The organism is Treponema bryantii (assembly GCF_900111035.1).
GTDB classification, from domain to species: Bacteria; Spirochaetota; Spirochaetia; order Treponematales; family Treponemataceae; genus Treponema_D; species Treponema_D bryantii_C.
Window position 1 is genome coordinate 571,165 of record NZ_FOFU01000001.1, and the last position, 16,551, is coordinate 587,715.

Here is a 16,551-nt window from a genome sequence, read left to right on the forward strand (position 1 = left end):
ACCTCTTATACCTCAATCCTGATTAAAAGACATTTATTTCGTCTGCTTTATTTGGAATATCATCAGAAGAATCAGATTTTGGTTTTGAATCCTGTGTTTCTGATGTAGAAATACTTCTGCCTGTTGCTTCTGCAAGATCTTGTGCAATTTCATTTGTTTCAGTCGCAACTGCAGCTTCAGTTTCATTTTCAGAAGGTTTATTTTCCTCTACTGTGCCTTCTGGATTCTCTGATTTCTCTGCATTCTCAGGTTTGTCAGCATTTTCTTGTGCCTGTTCCAGAGCTTCTTTTTCATCATCTTCTGTCTGCTCAAGAGCCTCCATAACTTCCTTTTCATTCTCAGGCATCATATTGTAAACAAACTTCAATACTTCATTACGCATTGAGGTTTCAATATGTGTACACTCAAAATGCAGCAGCGACTGATTCTGTTCCTCATTAAACTCAACTGTTCTTACAATACCAACCATAAGAATCAGCTTGTTCTGAATATTAAACTGAAGCTTAATTTTTACATTCTGTACACCCTTACCTCCAATTCTGATAAGAGCGCCAGCTTCAGATATATCCTCAATTAAACAACGGAAACCGTTCTGAGTTTCAATTGCATTGATATCAATCTTTTCTTTTTTGATAATATAAAGCATTCCGTAAATCTGACACTTTACACGGACAGCCTTACGCTTTTGTGTACGAACTAGATTTGAAGAATGTTTAAGGAATAATGCAGATTTACCAAGGAAGAGTCCACTCTGTGTTACTGTTGTATCAAAAACATAACGGGCATCTCCCTTACGCCATAAATAAACACTGATTACCTTGCCTACCCAGTCTTCACCGGTAAATGGAATAAGGTTTTTCTGACGTGGAACATTTATTACAAGAAAGTTTCCGTTTCCTACAATCTCAGAAACAAATACACCTTTACCAGGAAGAATAATTCGGAGAGGCTGTCCTTTATCAAGGGAATGAGTTGTTGTCATTCCTTTTTTCTCATCAGCTTCATTCTGAATCTTAGTACGGTAATTAAAAAGCTTTGTCATTAAAAGCTGATTTTTCTGATTATTATCTGCACTGGTAATGTTTGAAATCTGGGTCATGCATTTTGTAAGTGAAGGAAGGGAATAAAAAAGTGAAGTTGGCTGTTCAAGATTACATAATTCTGCAGCATTCCAGAGCATTGAAATTTCAGGAAAAGAAAAGCCGGAGTCTAACCCCGTAATAAAGAAATTGATACGTGGTTTGAAAGCTGTATAAACAGCACCCATTATTGCCAGAATAATTACTAAAATTATTAAAAACGTAACTGTGTACAAAATTCCCTCTTTTTTATTATAATATCATTATAACACAAATTATATGAAAAAGCATACTTTATTATCGGATATAGCAGTTTTTTTGCTTATTTTTTTCTTATTTATTGTACCTCCTTTCTTTGTTTCAATGGACAAAAATACAAGTCCGCTCTTTAATGGCTGGGGTTTTCCCTGGTATCAGACTTTGCTGGCGGTATTATGTATCGTAATTCTTTTTTTCTATTATGAAAAACAGAACAAAAAAACTTTAATTATAGCTCCTGTTCTAATTACATACGGAATGCTTTTTTCTGTTTCACTTTTCTGCAGATTTCTATCTGAATTTTTAAAGTCAAAAGGAATTGATTCCGGCATGTACGAAGCTGGAATAGTTTTAAAACCAGACAGTTTTATAAAGTGGATGAATTGCCTCATCTTATTCCTGACTGGTGCATTTTATGAAGAGGTGTTATACCGCTTTTATTTTATAGATATGCTTTTTTCTCTGATTACCAGAAAGAAAGTTTTCCGTTTCAGCAGATTGTTATGTGAAATTGCAGGTCTTGTAATCTTTGCTTGTGCACATTTTTATATGGGCTGGATTGCTGTTTTAAATGCAGCCATTGCTCACATCTTTTTAAGAAGATGTTATTTACACACAGGTAAACTCTGGCCGTGTGTAGTTTCTCATTTTATTTATAATGTGGTTTCTTTGATTTTGTTATAAGTCCAGCTGCTGATTTTTGAATACGAAATATAGAATGCTGATTTTGAGTCAGGCTTGAAGTATCTGGTTTTTACAAAATAGACACTTTCATTGTCTGACGGGAATATTTCAAGCGAAATACTGCTCTTGTTTCCGATTTCAATTTCTATATTTGCAGAAGCATTTGTATCATTTAGATTCTGATATTCTGATTCTGATAAAAGTCCACCATGACGCAATTCAAGAAGTTTGTTTAGGTTTGAGATTTTATTTGATTTTGGCCCTTCTGAATTATCTTTAATAAACAGTAATGCCTGCTGAATGTCATTTGTTGGAAGAATTTCAGATGAAATAATATTTGGATCTGACCAGCTTTGAACTGAGGTTGTCAGATAAACATCCAGCGAGGAATCGATTTCATAGATTTTTGTATTTTCTCCACTCATCATATAGCGGGAACTTAAAGAAAAATCCTGGTTACCGAAAAGGAGTTCCCTATAACTACCTTCATTACTGTAACTGTAACGAAGGTGAAATTCAGTGCCGTTTGTGAGTCCCAAAGAACTGTTTTTAGAGATTTTGTCTGATATTTTATACAAGTTACGAACTTTTGTAAGTTCATTCAGAAGATTATTTATATGCTCCGATGAAGCAGGAATTGAAATCTGATTGTTATTACTGGTAATGATCCAGAAATCTTCCTGTTTAGTGAATTCTATAGAGCCGGTTGAATCCTGCAGGATAATTGAGTTGATGCTGTCTTTGTATTTTTGATTTACAAGGGCTGTTTTTACCTTCTCTCTTTTATCTTGAGATGAACAGCTTTTTACAAAAGAGAGAGAATAAAGAATTACAAGAAATGCTGTAACAGCGATGAGTATTTTTGAATTTTTATTGATTTTTGAGCTATTTCTGGCGTTTAACATTAAAAAATACCCCAACTGCGATGAGTAAAAGTGGAATTATTACAAATAGAATTATGTAGGTAATCAGACGCAATGTGTTAAATTGAACTGCATCTGTCACCTTATAAAGGCTTGTATCTCTTGTAGTACGGCTTTGTAGTGCTGCCAGTTCTTCTTCCCCATTAAGTTTTAATAGAACGTTTGTAAGGAATTCAAAGTTTCTGTAGTCTCCTGAATCTCCACCGATATAGCCGTTCATAAGTGTACTTGCAAAGTACTGGTCTGGAATAACTATAATGTGAGAGTTTTCTGAATGTTCTGCATTGAAAAGCCCTTCCAGATTACCCTGGATTTCTGCTCCCAGAATCTTTGTTCCACGGTCTGTACCAGCTCCTGAAAAGCCTGAGCCTCCGTTTTCTGCAAGCAGGAAAGGATTTGTTTCAAACAGCTTTTCAGGACTGGATTTATCTTCGTCATATCCAGTGGCTGCCGAAGAACTCAGTAAATATGGAGAAACAGTCTTGTTTTCAGAATCAAGTTCAAGTGGAGTTACCCAGAATAATGTAATTCCAAGTGGAGCATTTTTCTGCTGCATAAGGACTGGCCACAACGGATAATTTAAAAGCTGTGTAGAATTATTGTCGTCTGCATACATTGTAATTCGTGCACAGGAAATATCTGATGTTATTTGTGCCGGAAAACGGATACCCCAGTTTTCAACCATTTCAATAAGATTTGTCCGTGGAGCGGCAGTAATGTACCAGCTGTTTTCAATATCTGCAACATAAGGACTAATTGCTAAAAGTGCACTGCCCTTACCGCTTAAAATATAATCTTCAATTGCAATTGCTTCTTCAATTTTTATTTCACTGTCTCCGAATACAAGAAGCGGCCCATTAGCTGATGCAAGATTTTCAGCAAATGCCGGGTCTTCAATATACAGCGGATTACAAATAAATCCCTGTGAAGAAAGCCATGGAATTACATAAGAGTAATCATCTGAAAGTGTCAGTCCGTTTCCTGCAATAATATTTACAGTACGGGCTGTTCCTGAAATAAGATGACGGAGGCGTCCATCCAAATCATATTCAAGAGTATTTGCAGCCATTGTAAAAGGAATTGTTTCTGCATTGCCCTCGTATTCAATTACGATTGCAGAATAAACTGTAAGATACTCTGTTGAAGTTCCGCTTACAGTTCGAAGCTGCTGACTTGCAATTCCGTAAGTTTCGAGCATAGAACGGATGTTAGCATCCTTATCTGGATCTTTAATAATCAGATTTATTTTATTACTTTGTGCTGCGTATTCTGTAAGGAAATCAGCTACATCACGAATCTGAGGATAAACTCTAGCGATTGCTGACGAACGGTAGTAAGTTATCTTAACCGGGCTTTCAACGCGGCTTATAAGGGCCTTTGAATATTTTGAAATTGAATAGGTTCTGTTCTGAGAAAAATCAATTCTTGTATACCAGCGGTTTGCGTTGAGCATTGTAAGCAGACAGATAACTGGAAGCAGTATATGTTTGATTTTTAGAGATGTATTGAATCGTCTGCCCTTTTTAATCTGAACAACTGAATCACTTAAAAAGATGAAAAGCGCTGCACTGCCTGCAAGCCATAAAATGTCTCTTGTATCGAAAATACCTTTTCCGGCAGCATCAAAATGCCAGGCAAAACTCAGCAGTCTGAAAAAGGAAACGAGAAATGAAGGCAGCTGTACATACAGTGCAAAAAGATGTGCTGTATTAAAAATCACAAGAATTAAAGCACTGATAATAAGGCTTGAGATTTTATTTGCAACTGTAGTCTGTATAAAACTGCATAATGCAATTACTGCGGCTCCAAAAAATATCAGACATATGAAACTGGTAAAAACTTGTCCGCCATCTGTTTTTCCATAAAGATTTACAAGAAGGACTGCAGGAATCAGAAGCAGAAGCTGAATACAAAAAAGAATAAGACGAGTCAAAAAAACTGCTGTCTGTTTGCTGAGCTCTGTGAGCGGAATAAAATCATCATAAACTGAAAAACTAAGTTTATAGCAGAGTGCAGGAATGGCAATGATACAAAGGTATGGAACGGCAGAAAAGAAAAGAACTAAATCTGTAGTGCCGCTGCCTGTAAAAAACTGTCCGCGGATAAAATAATTTATTGCTGTAATTACCGGAAACAGAATTGAGATAATCACAAAAGCCGGTGACTTTAAGCTGTTTATTAAATTATGAAGGAGAAAACTTTTGAATGTAGATTGCTTCATCACAATGCTTCTCCTTGTGTCAGTTTTATAAACGCTTCTTCAAGAGTTTTTGTTCCGGCTGATTTAGAGATTTCTTCTTCTGTTCCTTGTGCTGTTATATGGCCGCTGCTCAATATATAAATATCAGAACAAAGAGAACGTACTTCCTGCAGAATATGTGTAGACATAAGTACTGCCTTAGTCTTTGCAAGTCGTTGAATCAGCTCGCGCATCTGAATTATCTGTGCCGGATCAAGACCGCTTACAGGTTCATCGAGAATCAAGTTCGGCGGGTTGTGTATGATTGCCTGAGCAAAACTTACTCTCTGCTGCTGACCTTTTGAAAGTGTTCGAATCTTTTTGTTTAGAAACTTTTCAAGAGTGCATTCTTTGATTACCAAACTACAGGCTTCTTCAATTTTCTCTTCAGGAATACCATGGGCTTCTGCTGCATAACGAAGGAATTCACTCACCAGCATATCTTTTGGGAGTAATGGAATCTCAGGCACATAGCCGATGTATTTCATGCATAATTCAGGATTTTCATCTGTGGTAAAACGGGTTTGGTCTGGGGCTGTAATTGTAATATTTCCTTCTGTAGGAAAATGAAAGCCGCAAACAGCCTTAATAAGTGTTGTCTTTCCAGAACCATTTGGGCCTAAGAGACCTGTAATTTCCCCGTCTTTAATCTTAAGGGAAACATCTTTAACTGCGAAACCGTTTTTTACTTTATAGCTTTTTGAAAAGCTGTTCAGTTCAATCATAAATCTAATGTCATCCCGAACTTGATTCGGAATCTAGTCAATAAATGGAATATCTATATGCATTCGGTCGCGTGAGAGTTCAGCTTTTGGCCATACTGCCTGAGCTTCGTCCAGCAGCTTCTGAAGTTCCTTGTCTGTGTAGCGTGGACTATAGTGAATCATACACATGCGGCGGACATCAGCTTCTTTTGCAATTGTAGCAGCCTGAACTGCTGTCATATGTTTTTTCTCTTTAGCCTGATCTTCAAGTTCTGCTTCAAACATTCCTTCGCAGATAAGAAGGTCAGAACCGCGAACTTCATCAATAATAGAAGGCTTGAAAAGTGTATCAGTTACAAAAGAGAACTTACGTCCACTGCGTTTTTTACCCATAACCTCTTCCGGTTTGACAGTTTTTCCGTCTGGTGTAGTAACTTCAAAACCCTTCTGTAAATCAGACCAGAGAGGTCCGCAAGGAACTCCAAGTTCGCGAGCCTTATCCGGGAAGAACTCTCCAGGACGGTCTGCTTCTTCGAGTGTATAACCTACGCAGGTTTTTGTGTGTTCCAGAGGAAAGGCGCGGATATAAAAATCTTTACCAGAGTGAACAATACATGGCGCGGTGATTTCCTTTACAACTATCGGATAGTTGATATACATATCCAGAACCTTTCGGCTTGTTTCAATGTATTCCTTGATTTTTGGAGGTCCGTAAATGTAAAGAGGTTCAGTTCTATCAACCTGAGAAGAAAGCATAAGAATACCAGGAAGTCCTGTTACATGATCAGCATGTGTATGAGAAACAAAGATGGCGTCGATTTTTTTCCATTTGAGATTCAGTCGTTTAAGGCTTACCTGTGTTCCCTCTCCACCATCAAAAAGAAAAAGGTTTCCCTCGCGGCGCAGCAGCACCGAAGTCAAATGTCTATATGGTAAAGGCTGCATTCCCCCGCAGCCCAGAATAAAAGCTTCCATGTTCATAATTGTGTATAATATCAGAAATTAAGGAAAAATAAAACAGTTTAGAAAAATTATCCTATACTTCCGAATTATACATCCTCAGTACTTCCCTAACCTCATCAAGCGATTCAAGAAAGACCTCTACGCATTTCGGATCAAACTAGGTGCCGTTGCCTTGCTGGATGATTTCGATGGATTTTTCGAGGGAGAATGCGGGTTTGTAAACACGTGGAGATGACAGTGCATCAAAAACATCTGCAACTGCCATGATACGGGCCATAATCTGTTTGCCTGCAGTTGAGTGATCTTAATTTTATATTGAGTTCTTAACTTCTGCAACTTATATCTTAAGTTTCTTCATATACTTGTTATACCAGATTACATTTGCAATAAATGTCAGAATCCAGCTTATTGGATATGAAATAAAGATTGTCTGAGGTGTATGGAACTGTGGAATCAGGAAGACGGTGCATAACCAGATGATTCGGAAGATGCAGGCCCCGAGGAGCGAGGAAATTACCGGCAAAAGTGAGTGGCCGATACCGCGGATAGAGTTTGCCATTCCATCCATCATTCCGCAGAGGAAATATGTTGTAAAGATAATCCAGAGTCGTGACATTCCTGCTGAAATGACATCGGGACTTTTAGAGAAGATTCCAAGCATTTGTTTTCCAAACAAAAGGAATAATGCTCCAAGAACTCCTCCAATCACAATTATTGAGCCCTGGGAAATCCAGACAACCTTACGGATTCTATCTGTCTTTCCTGCTCCCATGTTCTGTGAACAGAATGTTAAAGCTCCCTGAGAAAATCCATTCATTGAAGTATAAATAAAACTTTCCAGGTTCACAGCAGCGGAGTTTCCTGCAATCATAGTTGCACCAAATGTATTTACGGATGACTGAATGATTACATTTGAGAAAGAGAACATGATTCCCTGAAAGCCGGCCGGCAACCCTATTTTAACGATGCGTGTAAATATCATCCGGTTGATTCGGAGCTTTCTGAGATTCAAATGAAAATCATCTGGTTCTTTTATCAAAAGAACAATTACAAGAATTGCGGCAATTATCTGTGATATAACTGTTGCAAGTCCAACACCTGCGACATCCATTTTAAGAGGAATTACAAAAATCAGATTGAGGACAAAGTTCAGAATACCTGCTCCAAGCAGAATATAAAGTGGACGCTGGGTATCTCCTTTGGCGCGGAGAATCGCACTGCCAAAGTTATAAACCATTGTGGCTGTAATTCCGCCAAAGTAGATTCTCAGATAAAGCGCCGCAAGATTCAAAACTTCTTCTGGAGCCTGCATAAAGGTAAGTATCGGTTTTGCTCCAAGTACCCCGACAACGGTGAGAATCAGTCCACTATAAATTGAAACTAAAACGGCTGTGTGGATTGTATCTCGAAGTTCATCCTGTTTTTTTGCGCCAAAATAATGAGCTACTACAACATTTGTTCCAACTGAAAGGCCCATAAAAAGATTTATGAGAAGATTTATGAGGGAACCTGTAGATCCTACTGCAGCAAGTGAATTATCCCCTGCGAAACGTCCTACTACAACTACATCAGCAGCGTTAAAAAGCAGCTGTAAGACGCTTGAGGCAATAAGTGGTATTGAAAATTTGAGGAGCTTTCCGAAAATCGGGCCCTCTGTCATATCTATCTGATTTGAACGGCTCATTAGAATATATCCAGCATATCTTTAAAAAAATGATTTTCGATTTTTGCCCTGTTGAGAAACTCACCTACAGAATCAAAACGTTCGCCTTCAAAAAGCGGTCCAAAAACAATGATTGTACTTCCATCTGCCGCTTTATCGAATGTCATGTTGTAAATCTTACCTTTATAGATAAATTCATGAGGCGTTTTGGTTTCAACAAGAAATAAAAAATCATCCTTTGTCATTGCGGATATTCTATTGAATTGCAGCCCTTGTCGCAAGGAAAATCCCTTAATTTATTTTATAAATAATTTTTTATAATGCAGTGACTTCTTCGATATGTTATAATCAAAAATATGTCAAAAATCAAAGAAGTTTCAGATAAAATTAAAGAAGAAGTATGTCAGGTTTTCAAAGGAAATACTGATGTTGTAGATATGGTACTCGCCTGCCTTTTTGCAGGTGGTCATGTACTTCTTGAAGATGTTCCGGGTACTGGAAAAACTGTTCTCGCCAAATCGGTTGCAAAAGCTTCCGGTCTTGAATTTTCGCGTATTCAGTGTACTCCAGACCTTATGCCGTCAGATGTAACAGGAAGTTCTGTCTGGCTTCCGGATTCAAAGAGTTTTGAATTCCGTGCCGGCCCTGTAATGGCATCTATCGTTCTTGTTGATGAATTAAACCGCGCAACTCCACGTACACAGTCTGCACTTCTTGAATGTATGGCTGAAAATCAGGTAAGTGTTGATGGAATCCGCCATGAACTTGAAAAGCCATTCTTTGTTCTGGCTACCGAAAATCCTGTTGAATCAGAAGGTACTTTCCCGCTTCCTGAAGCTCAGAAAGACCGTTTTATGATGACTCTTTCTATGGGCTATCCAAGCGAAGCTGAAGAAGCTGAGATTATTACTGCTCAAAGAAGTCTTATTCATCCTGTAGAAAATGTTAAGGCTGTAGTTGCTAAAAATGATATTCTTGAAGCAATGAAGGAAGCTGTAGAAATTCATGTTGATGATGCAGTTCTTTCATATCTTATTTCTCTAACAAAAGCTTCCAGAAATGATTTACGAATTGCTGCCGGAGTTTCTCCACGCGGTTCTATTGCTTTATATAAGGCTTGCCAGGCATATGCAGCTGTTAATGGACGTACGTTTGTAACTCCGGAAGACGTAAAACTTCTGGCACTTCCTGTTTTCAGAAAACGAATTATTTTAACCAGTGATTCACTTTTAAAAGGTTATACTGCTGATAAAATCATAAATGAACTGATTGAAACTGTTCCTGTTCCAGCCTTTAGAGCACATGTCTAAAATATGATCAAAGTATCTCCTCTGATATATGTTGCATCAGCTATCAGTTTACTCTTTTTCTTAGTAAGTCCATACAGACTGCTTCAGTTTGTATGTCTTTCTGTTCTGTTTGTATTTCTGATTTCTTTTCTGTATGCACTTGTTTTAAGCCGTACAATAAAAATCGAAAGAAATACAAATGAGCTGAAACTGGCTTGTAAAGAAAAATCAGAAATAACATTAACTATAAAAAACTATTCAATGCTGACAGCTCATGTCCTGTATTTTTTTGATGAGATACCCTACTTTTATATTTTTAATGAAGGCAATAAAGGCGTAATTTCTTTACGTCCTCATGAACTCAAAAAGATTGTTTATACAATTACTTCTCAGGATAGAGGTCTTTTTCATGGAGGGCCTGTAAGAATCAGAACAAGTGATCCTCTTGGTCTCTTTCTGATAAATGTTGAAGTTCCGGCTCCTATTGAAATTACCGTCCGTCCTGCAAGAATCAAACTGATTACAAATACAATTCCGGGCTTCCCTCAGGGAAATCTTAAAATAAATAATCCCTGCTATGAAGATATTACAATGCGTCGTTCAATCCGTGAGTATCAGAATGGTGATGAACAGAAGCGAATTAACTGGCGTACAAGCGCTAAGTTTGATTCTCTTTATACAAATCAATATGAAGATTCTTTTGATGCGCCGTTCTTTGTGTTTTTGAATCTTGCAGAAGATGATTATGATTTGCATAACCGTCATTATCATTCTGAAAAGGCAATTGAAATAGCTGCCTGCATTATTGAAAAGTCCCGTGTATTAAGACAGCGTTGTGGTTTTGCAGCTTATGGAACTGGATTTCCGTATTTACCGCCACGTCAGAATCAGGCAGATTGTATTCTGGATTTACTTTCTGTTATTAAAATGGAACCTGGTAAAGTTGAATATGATCCTGTAAAGAAATTTACGCATCAGTTACCCGCTGGAACTCTTGTGTTTGTGATTGGTCCAAGAGAAGTTGAATCGTACTTCTTAAAAGTTGAAGCAAATAAAGAAAATATAAATACTGTAAATACTGGTATTATGAGGAAATATGGAAAGTCGGTTTAGCAGAATTTTTGAAAGATTTTTAGTTTTCTCAACCATAGTCTCTCTGATGCTTACGGCAACCAGTGTTTTCTCTCCTGTATTAAATAATTATGAGGTTGAACGGGTTTTAATTGACTGGTTTACTTACATTTTGATTATTGGTTCTGGAATTGTATTTACGCTGGTACTTCAGATTTTTGCGCTGGAAAAGATAAAGCCGGCAATGCATCTTGTATTTATTGTATTTTATATTTTTGGAATTCTATTTCTTTGTTATATAACGGGCAAAACAAATGCGCCTTATGTGCTTATTGTAATTCTTACTGTTCAATATTTTCTGCAGGTAGGCATTAACGAACTGTTTATTTTTCATGATGCGTTTATGTATGATTGTGAAGATTATGCTGGAAAAGAACTTGAACAGTATTTATTCCACAACAATCTTTCTGCTATCGACCTGACTGAAAAAATAAAAGGACAACAGGTTATGATGTTTGCAATTTCAATTTCCATGTTTGTTGTTCTTGTTTTTGGAAAACTTTCTGAAGGATACTTTTCATTTATTACCCTCCTTCTTGTAATATTCTTTTATCTTAATGTTTTACTGTGCTGCTTTATGCTTGGCATGTTTAAGAATGATATTTTTTATGCCTTTCTTGGATTTAAGGATTATGTAAGAAACGGAAGAAAACTTTTTGGTTCAGTTTTACTTATTGCTGCTATTTCCTGTACTGCAGGTGCTTTACTTTCTTCTGATAATGCTCTTATAAAGATTGGTTATGTTCAGGAATATAAAGAAACTCATGAAAAGGAACGCTATATTCCTGAATTACCTGACTTCATTGATTTTCAAATTGAGCCTCAGTCTGAGGAAAGAATGGAACGTAATTCGCGGCCAAGCTTGATTCTGGAGTTTATTGCAGAGCTTATAAAATGGCTTGCAATTACAGGGCTTTCAATTCTCGGGCTTATATTCTTCATAAAACCATTTTTCACAAAGCATTTCCGTGTATTCTGGACAGAAGGTCATCTGTTAAAATTTCTTCGTGAGTTATGGCAGGAAATCAGGGAATTTTTCAGATATGTATTTTCAAAAAGTACAGGTTCAGATGAACAATATTCCACGGTTCAAGGAAAGAAATTCCGTGAATCAATGATGGAGTTTCTGAAAAAATCAAAACGCAGTAAGGAAAAGATTGATGAGATTGACCGTCTCACAAAACACTTCATGCGTTTAATCGATTGGGGACAGTCGCACGGCATTAAATTTACACAGACTCTCGCCCCTGCTGAATATACCGCATTGTTTAAAAATAAAACGGCAGATCTCGTCGGGCAGTTGTTTGAAAAGGCACTTTACGATAAGAATGTACTTACTGCAGAAGAAGAGAAAGTTTTTATTGCATCAATTAAGGAAATAATATGCGAATAGTTTTTTACAGCACAAACTCAAATGTATTTGATGAAGACACTTTTAAAATAAACGTAATGCCATCAAATGCATCGGCGTTTAAGGACTTTTGTGCTGTACATTCTGATGATGATTTTTTCTGTGTCACACAGAAGCCTGGAATGTTCTTGCCGGAGTTTGATAGTTCTGAGGGAGATACAAAGTCACAAATCCATTATCTGCCGCAGGAAACTGATACAGATTCATTTGTTGATTTTGTTTTATCACTAAAACCGGATCTGGCAATTGCAATGACTTTCTGGATTTCTCCTTATGACTGGCTTCCAGTGAGTGATGCAATTGTGGCTGAAAAACTTGAAGCTGCCGGAGTGAAGACTGTGTGTCATTCTGTTGAGTGCGGGCTTAATTGTTTTGATAAATGGCGTACTCATAATTTACTGGCACAGCTAGGTTTTACTGTTCCTAAGGCTGTTTTTGTTGATCATGATTTGTATTTCTGTGCGGGAAGTAATCGTGAAGTTTTGAGAAATGTTTATAAAGAAAGCGTAATGGCGCAGATTAAAAAACTCAAGCTTCCGCTGATTATAAAAGATACTACCGGGCTTAGTTCTTACGGTATGACTGTTGTGCATACTTATGGAGAGGCCGCTGGTTATCTTAATTCAAAACGAAATAATTCTAACCGCCTGATTGAAGAGTTTATTGAGGGACGTCAGTACGGACTTGAGATTTACGGAGTGCCAGGAAAGTACACTGTGCTACCTCCTTTCACTTTCAGCGTAAATCAGTATGGAATTACGAGCCCGAAACAGAGCATCAAAATTGGTCCGTGCGAATTACCTGATTCGCTTAGGGAGATGATGCTTTCTCTTGCTGAAAAACTTGAACTGCATGGCTGTGCCCAGGTGGATTTGATTTTAGATAATGACGGCAACTGGAATATCATTGAGATTAACCCAAGACTCAGCGGTATGAGTTATACGTATGCGAGCTGCTTGGGGATGAGTTTGTTTGAGATGATGTTTAGGGCTGCGGTGAATACGATGAATGATGGGGCTCATAATTTCCGTTCCCTGAGTCTGTCGAAGGGTGAAAACACCGCAGATGTAAATAAATATGTTTTAAACCTCAAACTCCCGTTGGTTTCTGAATCCCAAATGAAAGAAATCCTTAAGCTGCCGGGAGTTCGTCTTCTCAATCAAACCAATGATCTTGCTGCAAAACAGGAGCGTGAAAAAGGCTTCTGTGAATGTATTATTGTCGATGAGCAAAAATCAGTTCTGGAAAAGACTGTGGCGCGGTTGTGCGAGCTTTTCCCGGAAGATGCTATAGTTCAACAGTCTGCACTAATGCTGAAACAGTGGAATCTGTAAAATCCCCTGTCTCTGCCATTTTATGAATCTGTTCCGGTGTGTATTTAGATTCCGGATAAACAACAACTACAGCTTTGTCTCCGTTCTGCAGGAAGTTTGATTCACCCCAGGCGGTATATCGTGTTGCACCGATTGAAACCATGATTTTCTGTGGACGGCCGGCTGCTACAAGGTAGCTGTGAATATCTTCTGCAGGACCTTCGTTCTGCTGATTGTTGAATTTGTCAAGCATCCAGTCTGTGAGTTTTTTGTAGATGTAACTGTAATTGCGGACTGCGGAGTTTTCACCATAGTCGTATACTTCGCCGTTTCGGATGAGGAAACTTGCGATTCTGTAGTCGTCGAGAAGGCAGCCTTTTTCAAAGCCGTCAGCTGCTATCTGATTTTCTGAAAAGCCTTTTGTACACTCTCCCCAGTTTTTCTTTTCGCTGATTTTTTTTGCTCCCTGCTTACGGATTGAGCAGTCATTAGAAGCTCCAAAGCTGATTGGTTTGAGTTCTATGAGTGTATCGTCGTTCCATGTTGCATTGAATACGATAGCACATTCCGGTTCTATCTGAAGCTTTTCTTCGCCTTTTGGGAAAACAATGCGTTTTGGGTCAAATGGGAAGGTTGTGAGAAAATCGGGAATTACTGAAGCGTTAGAGCCCGAATTTGGCTGTTTTAACGGTAAAAATGTCGGAAAAATGGCCTTTGGAGCGTTTTGCTCAAGCGTCTTAACGTTTTTGAAGTCTGAGGCTTCTCCTGCCTGTTCGAGGTGACCTGTGAAATTTCCGGCTACACCAAAGCACGGGATATCAGTTGTATCGTAAAAGTTCATATTAGCGGCCCTTTAATTTCTTAATTACTTTCTTATGCCAGAAGGCGCGGAGTTTTTCTGCAGCGCTGTAGCAGCGGTAAACAGGTTTAAGTGGGGCGTCCCAGCTACCGGTGCGGTGGATGTTCTTACCACCGAAGTTTGCCTTGAACATGTAAAGTCCGTGCATAGGATGGTTTTCGTCCTTACCCTCTGGTGGCATTCCGTACATGTCGTAGTATTTGCTGCCGTATGCTTTTGCATCCTTCATTGCTGTCCACTGCAAAAGATGATTTGGCATGAGGTTGCGTTTATTGTTGCTGCTTGCACCGTAAAGGTAGATTGCTTCGTCGTGGCTGAAAAGTGTCATGATGGAAGCAATTTCCTCGCCTTCGTGCTCTGCGATATAGAGGCTGATTACAGGTACATCGCGGCCCTTGCTGATTTCGTCTGCAGAAGATTTAATCAGATCCAGGTAATATGATTTTGCGTGGCTTGCGTTGCCGTCTCGGGCGTTTGTAATCTTTGTCAGTTCATAAAATTTGTCTAATTTTTCAGACAAGTTGATATCATTTCCTAAGTAACGTTTTACTGTAACGCCCTTTCTTTCGCTCAAGCGGATATTGTAGCGCCACTTAGAATGCATTTTTTCGAGGATTTCGTCTTCTGTGCCTGTGAGGTCTATAAGTGTGCTGTCCGGTGGCTGGATGTCTACCGAGTTCTTTTTGAGCTTTATGCGGTCTGCATAAGCTACAGTTTTCATTCCGTAATTGAAAAGATCGCGGTCTTCAGGTGTGCTGAAAATAACATCAGGATCAAAGCGGATTGCAATTGTATTTTTAGGCAGCTCTGGTTTAAGGGCTGCTGCGAGTTCGCTGAGTAAATGTACAAACTCAATTGTCTGAGTTTCCGGAGTTATGATTTCCTGACCGGCGAGAACTGATGCATCACCTTCCTCATCAAAAGCCTTATCGAGTAATTCTTCTGAAGTACACTTATATGGCAGTTTTGGAAAAAGCGGAATGTATGCAATTGAGAATGCGCCCTTTGCGAAACTGCGGTTGAGGACGGAGAGCTCTGAATGTACGGTGGTTGAGCCTGTCGAAAACACCGTAGAACTCGGCTGCGGTTTATCACAGTCTTCGTTTTTTTCATTCAAAGGCGGCAGCGTATACTCAACTTCAAACCGTCTGTAAGTCCACCCGTGTCGTGCCTTGAACTGGCACCAGAAAGGAGTTTGTAAAAAAGTTCCGTCGTTTTCGTGGGCGGAACTTTCAATTGTTTTTATTTTAATGTCGAACATTCTATTTCCTAATCGATGGAACAAAACATGGAAGATTCAAAAGATTCTTCTTAAAATCCATCATGTTAATTCTGTTTTTGATTACGGTAACTTTTGCTTCATCCATGCCATCAGTTTTGCCTTCGGCAACGGCACGTAAATCAGCATAAGTAAAGCCCAGGTTATCTTCATCAGTTTTTCCGGACATTCCGTCTGAAGGCGCTTTATGGCAGAGTTCTTCAGGAAGCCCGAGAGAAAGTCCGAGCTCCACTACTTCATCAACATAAAGATTTGCAAGTGCTGCGAAGTCTCCAGCCCCATCGCCCCACAAAGTGAAATACCCTGCGAGGCGCTCGCTTAAGTTACCGTTATTTGAAACACGGGCATTTCCTTCCATTGCTGCAATTCCATAAAGAGTTGTCATGCGGAGGCGTGCCGGTGTGTTTGTTCTATACTGAGCCGGTACTTCATCTGCTCCAAGAGAATCCTTGATTGAGCGGGTAAGTCCGTTGTATGCATCAGCAATATTAACAGTGTAGTTTTTAATTCCAAGGAAAGCACAGAGTTTTTTAGAATCTTCAATATCAGACTGAACGCCGTTAGGCATCATAACACCGATAACACGGTCTTTACCAAGCGCGGCACAACAGAGGGCAGAAACGGTAGAAGAATCTTTACCGCCTGAAATACCAATTACTGCTTTAGTCTGCGGATTACCGTTCTTTTCAAAATAGCTGCGAATCCATTCTATTGCTTCATCTTTTAAACTCATATCAACCTCGTGTCATTGTCGGG

16 protein-coding genes are annotated in these 16,551 nt (G+C 38.7%); 5 read left to right on the forward strand and 11 right to left on the reverse strand.

Annotated features, from left to right (window positions below):
* Nucleotides 1-22: 22 nt before the first annotated feature.
* Nucleotides 23-1,267: a flagellar brake protein gene (locus BMY21_RS02860; protein ID WP_143064151.1), complete on the reverse strand. Its 1,245-nt coding sequence runs from the start codon at nucleotides 1,265-1,267 to the stop codon at nucleotides 23-25.
* Nucleotides 1,268-1,358: 91 nt separating this feature from the next.
* Between BMY21_RS02860 and BMY21_RS02865 the strand changes: the two genes are divergently transcribed.
* Entirely contained in the window at nucleotides 1,359-2,021 is a 663-nt protein-coding gene (locus BMY21_RS02865; RefSeq protein ID WP_083379645.1) for a CPBP family intramembrane glutamic endopeptidase, read from the forward strand.
* Here the strand turns inward: BMY21_RS02865 and BMY21_RS02870 are convergent.
* The 7 genes from BMY21_RS02870 to BMY21_RS02895 form a co-directional block, all read right to left on the reverse strand.
* A complete protein-coding gene (locus BMY21_RS02870) occupies nucleotides 1,991-2,926 on the reverse strand; it encodes a DUF4340 domain-containing protein (protein ID WP_074640707.1) in 936 nt (311 codons plus the stop codon). The genes BMY21_RS02865 and BMY21_RS02870 overlap by 31 nt on opposite strands.
* A complete protein-coding gene (locus tag BMY21_RS02875; RefSeq protein WP_074640709.1) occupies nucleotides 2,907-5,165 on the reverse strand; it encodes a GldG family protein in 2,259 nt (752 codons plus the stop codon). Before BMY21_RS02875 ends, BMY21_RS02870 begins: the two co-directional genes overlap by 20 nt.
* A complete protein-coding gene (locus BMY21_RS02880) occupies nucleotides 5,165-5,908 on the reverse strand; it encodes an ABC transporter ATP-binding protein (RefSeq protein WP_074640710.1) in 744 nt (247 codons plus the stop codon). The genes BMY21_RS02875 and BMY21_RS02880 overlap by 1 nt, the downstream gene beginning before the upstream one ends.
* Before the next feature lie 33 nt (nucleotides 5,909-5,941).
* Nucleotides 5,942-6,868, reverse strand: a complete 927-nt coding sequence (locus tag BMY21_RS02885; RefSeq protein ID WP_074640712.1) for a ribonuclease Z — start codon at nucleotides 6,866-6,868, stop codon at nucleotides 5,942-5,944.
* Nucleotides 6,869-7,007: 139 nt separating this feature from the next.
* On the reverse strand, nucleotides 7,008-7,127 hold the full coding sequence (locus tag BMY21_RS16125) for an HD domain-containing phosphohydrolase (protein ID WP_369665163.1): 120 nt from the start codon (nucleotides 7,125-7,127) through the stop codon (nucleotides 7,008-7,010).
* 60 nt (nucleotides 7,128-7,187) lie between these two features.
* Nucleotides 7,188-8,534 (reverse strand): MATE family efflux transporter, encoded by a 1,347-nt coding sequence (locus BMY21_RS02890; protein WP_074640714.1) that lies wholly within the window; start codon nucleotides 8,532-8,534, stop codon nucleotides 7,188-7,190.
* Complete coding sequence (locus tag BMY21_RS02895; RefSeq protein WP_074640715.1) at nucleotides 8,534-8,758, reverse strand: hypothetical protein; 225 nt, start codon at nucleotides 8,756-8,758, stop codon at nucleotides 8,534-8,536. Before BMY21_RS02895 ends, BMY21_RS02890 begins: the two co-directional genes overlap by 1 nt.
* Nucleotides 8,759-8,869: 111 nt before the next feature.
* Between BMY21_RS02895 and BMY21_RS02900 the strand changes: the two genes are divergently transcribed.
* The 4 genes from BMY21_RS02900 to BMY21_RS02915 are packed head-to-tail and all read left to right on the forward strand — an operon-like array spanning nucleotide 8,870 to nucleotide 13,678.
* Nucleotides 8,870-9,823, forward strand: coding sequence for an AAA family ATPase (locus BMY21_RS02900; protein ID WP_074640717.1), 954 nt, complete (start codon nucleotides 8,870-8,872; stop codon nucleotides 9,821-9,823).
* Nucleotides 9,824-9,826: 3 nt separating this feature from the next.
* Nucleotides 9,827-10,915, forward strand: coding sequence for a DUF58 domain-containing protein (locus tag BMY21_RS02905; protein WP_074640718.1), 1,089 nt, complete (start codon nucleotides 9,827-9,829; stop codon nucleotides 10,913-10,915).
* On the forward strand, nucleotides 10,899-12,326 hold the full coding sequence (locus BMY21_RS02910; RefSeq protein WP_074640720.1) for a hypothetical protein: 1,428 nt from the start codon (nucleotides 10,899-10,901) through the stop codon (nucleotides 12,324-12,326). The genes BMY21_RS02905 and BMY21_RS02910 overlap by 17 nt, the downstream gene beginning before the upstream one ends.
* Nucleotides 12,317-13,678 carry an ATP-grasp domain-containing protein gene (locus tag BMY21_RS02915; protein WP_074640722.1) on the forward strand — a complete coding sequence of 454 codons (1,362 nt, stop codon included), beginning with the start codon at nucleotides 12,317-12,319 and terminating at the stop codon, nucleotides 13,676-13,678. Before BMY21_RS02910 ends, BMY21_RS02915 begins: the two co-directional genes overlap by 10 nt.
* Here BMY21_RS02915 and BMY21_RS02920 read toward each other — a convergent pair.
* Genes BMY21_RS02920 through nadE form a run of 3 tightly spaced genes read right to left on the reverse strand, consistent with a single transcriptional unit; the run spans nucleotide 13,632 to nucleotide 16,528 of the window.
* On the reverse strand, nucleotides 13,632-14,498 hold the full coding sequence (locus BMY21_RS02920; protein WP_074640724.1) for a DUF5718 family protein: 867 nt from the start codon (nucleotides 14,496-14,498) through the stop codon (nucleotides 13,632-13,634). The two genes, BMY21_RS02915 and BMY21_RS02920, sit on opposite strands and share 47 nt — an antisense overlap.
* A gap of 1 nt (nucleotide 14,499) precedes the next feature.
* Nucleotides 14,500-15,777 (reverse strand): lipid II:glycine glycyltransferase FemX, encoded by a 1,278-nt coding sequence (locus BMY21_RS02925; RefSeq protein WP_074640725.1) that lies wholly within the window; start codon nucleotides 15,775-15,777, stop codon nucleotides 14,500-14,502.
* Nucleotide 15,778: 1 nt separating this feature from the next.
* The gene (gene nadE, locus BMY21_RS02930; protein WP_074640727.1) at nucleotides 15,779-16,528 is read right to left on the reverse strand and encodes an NAD(+) synthase; all 750 of its coding nucleotides are present in this window, start codon (nucleotides 16,526-16,528) and stop codon (nucleotides 15,779-15,781) included.
* Nucleotides 16,529-16,551: the final 23 nt, after the last annotated feature.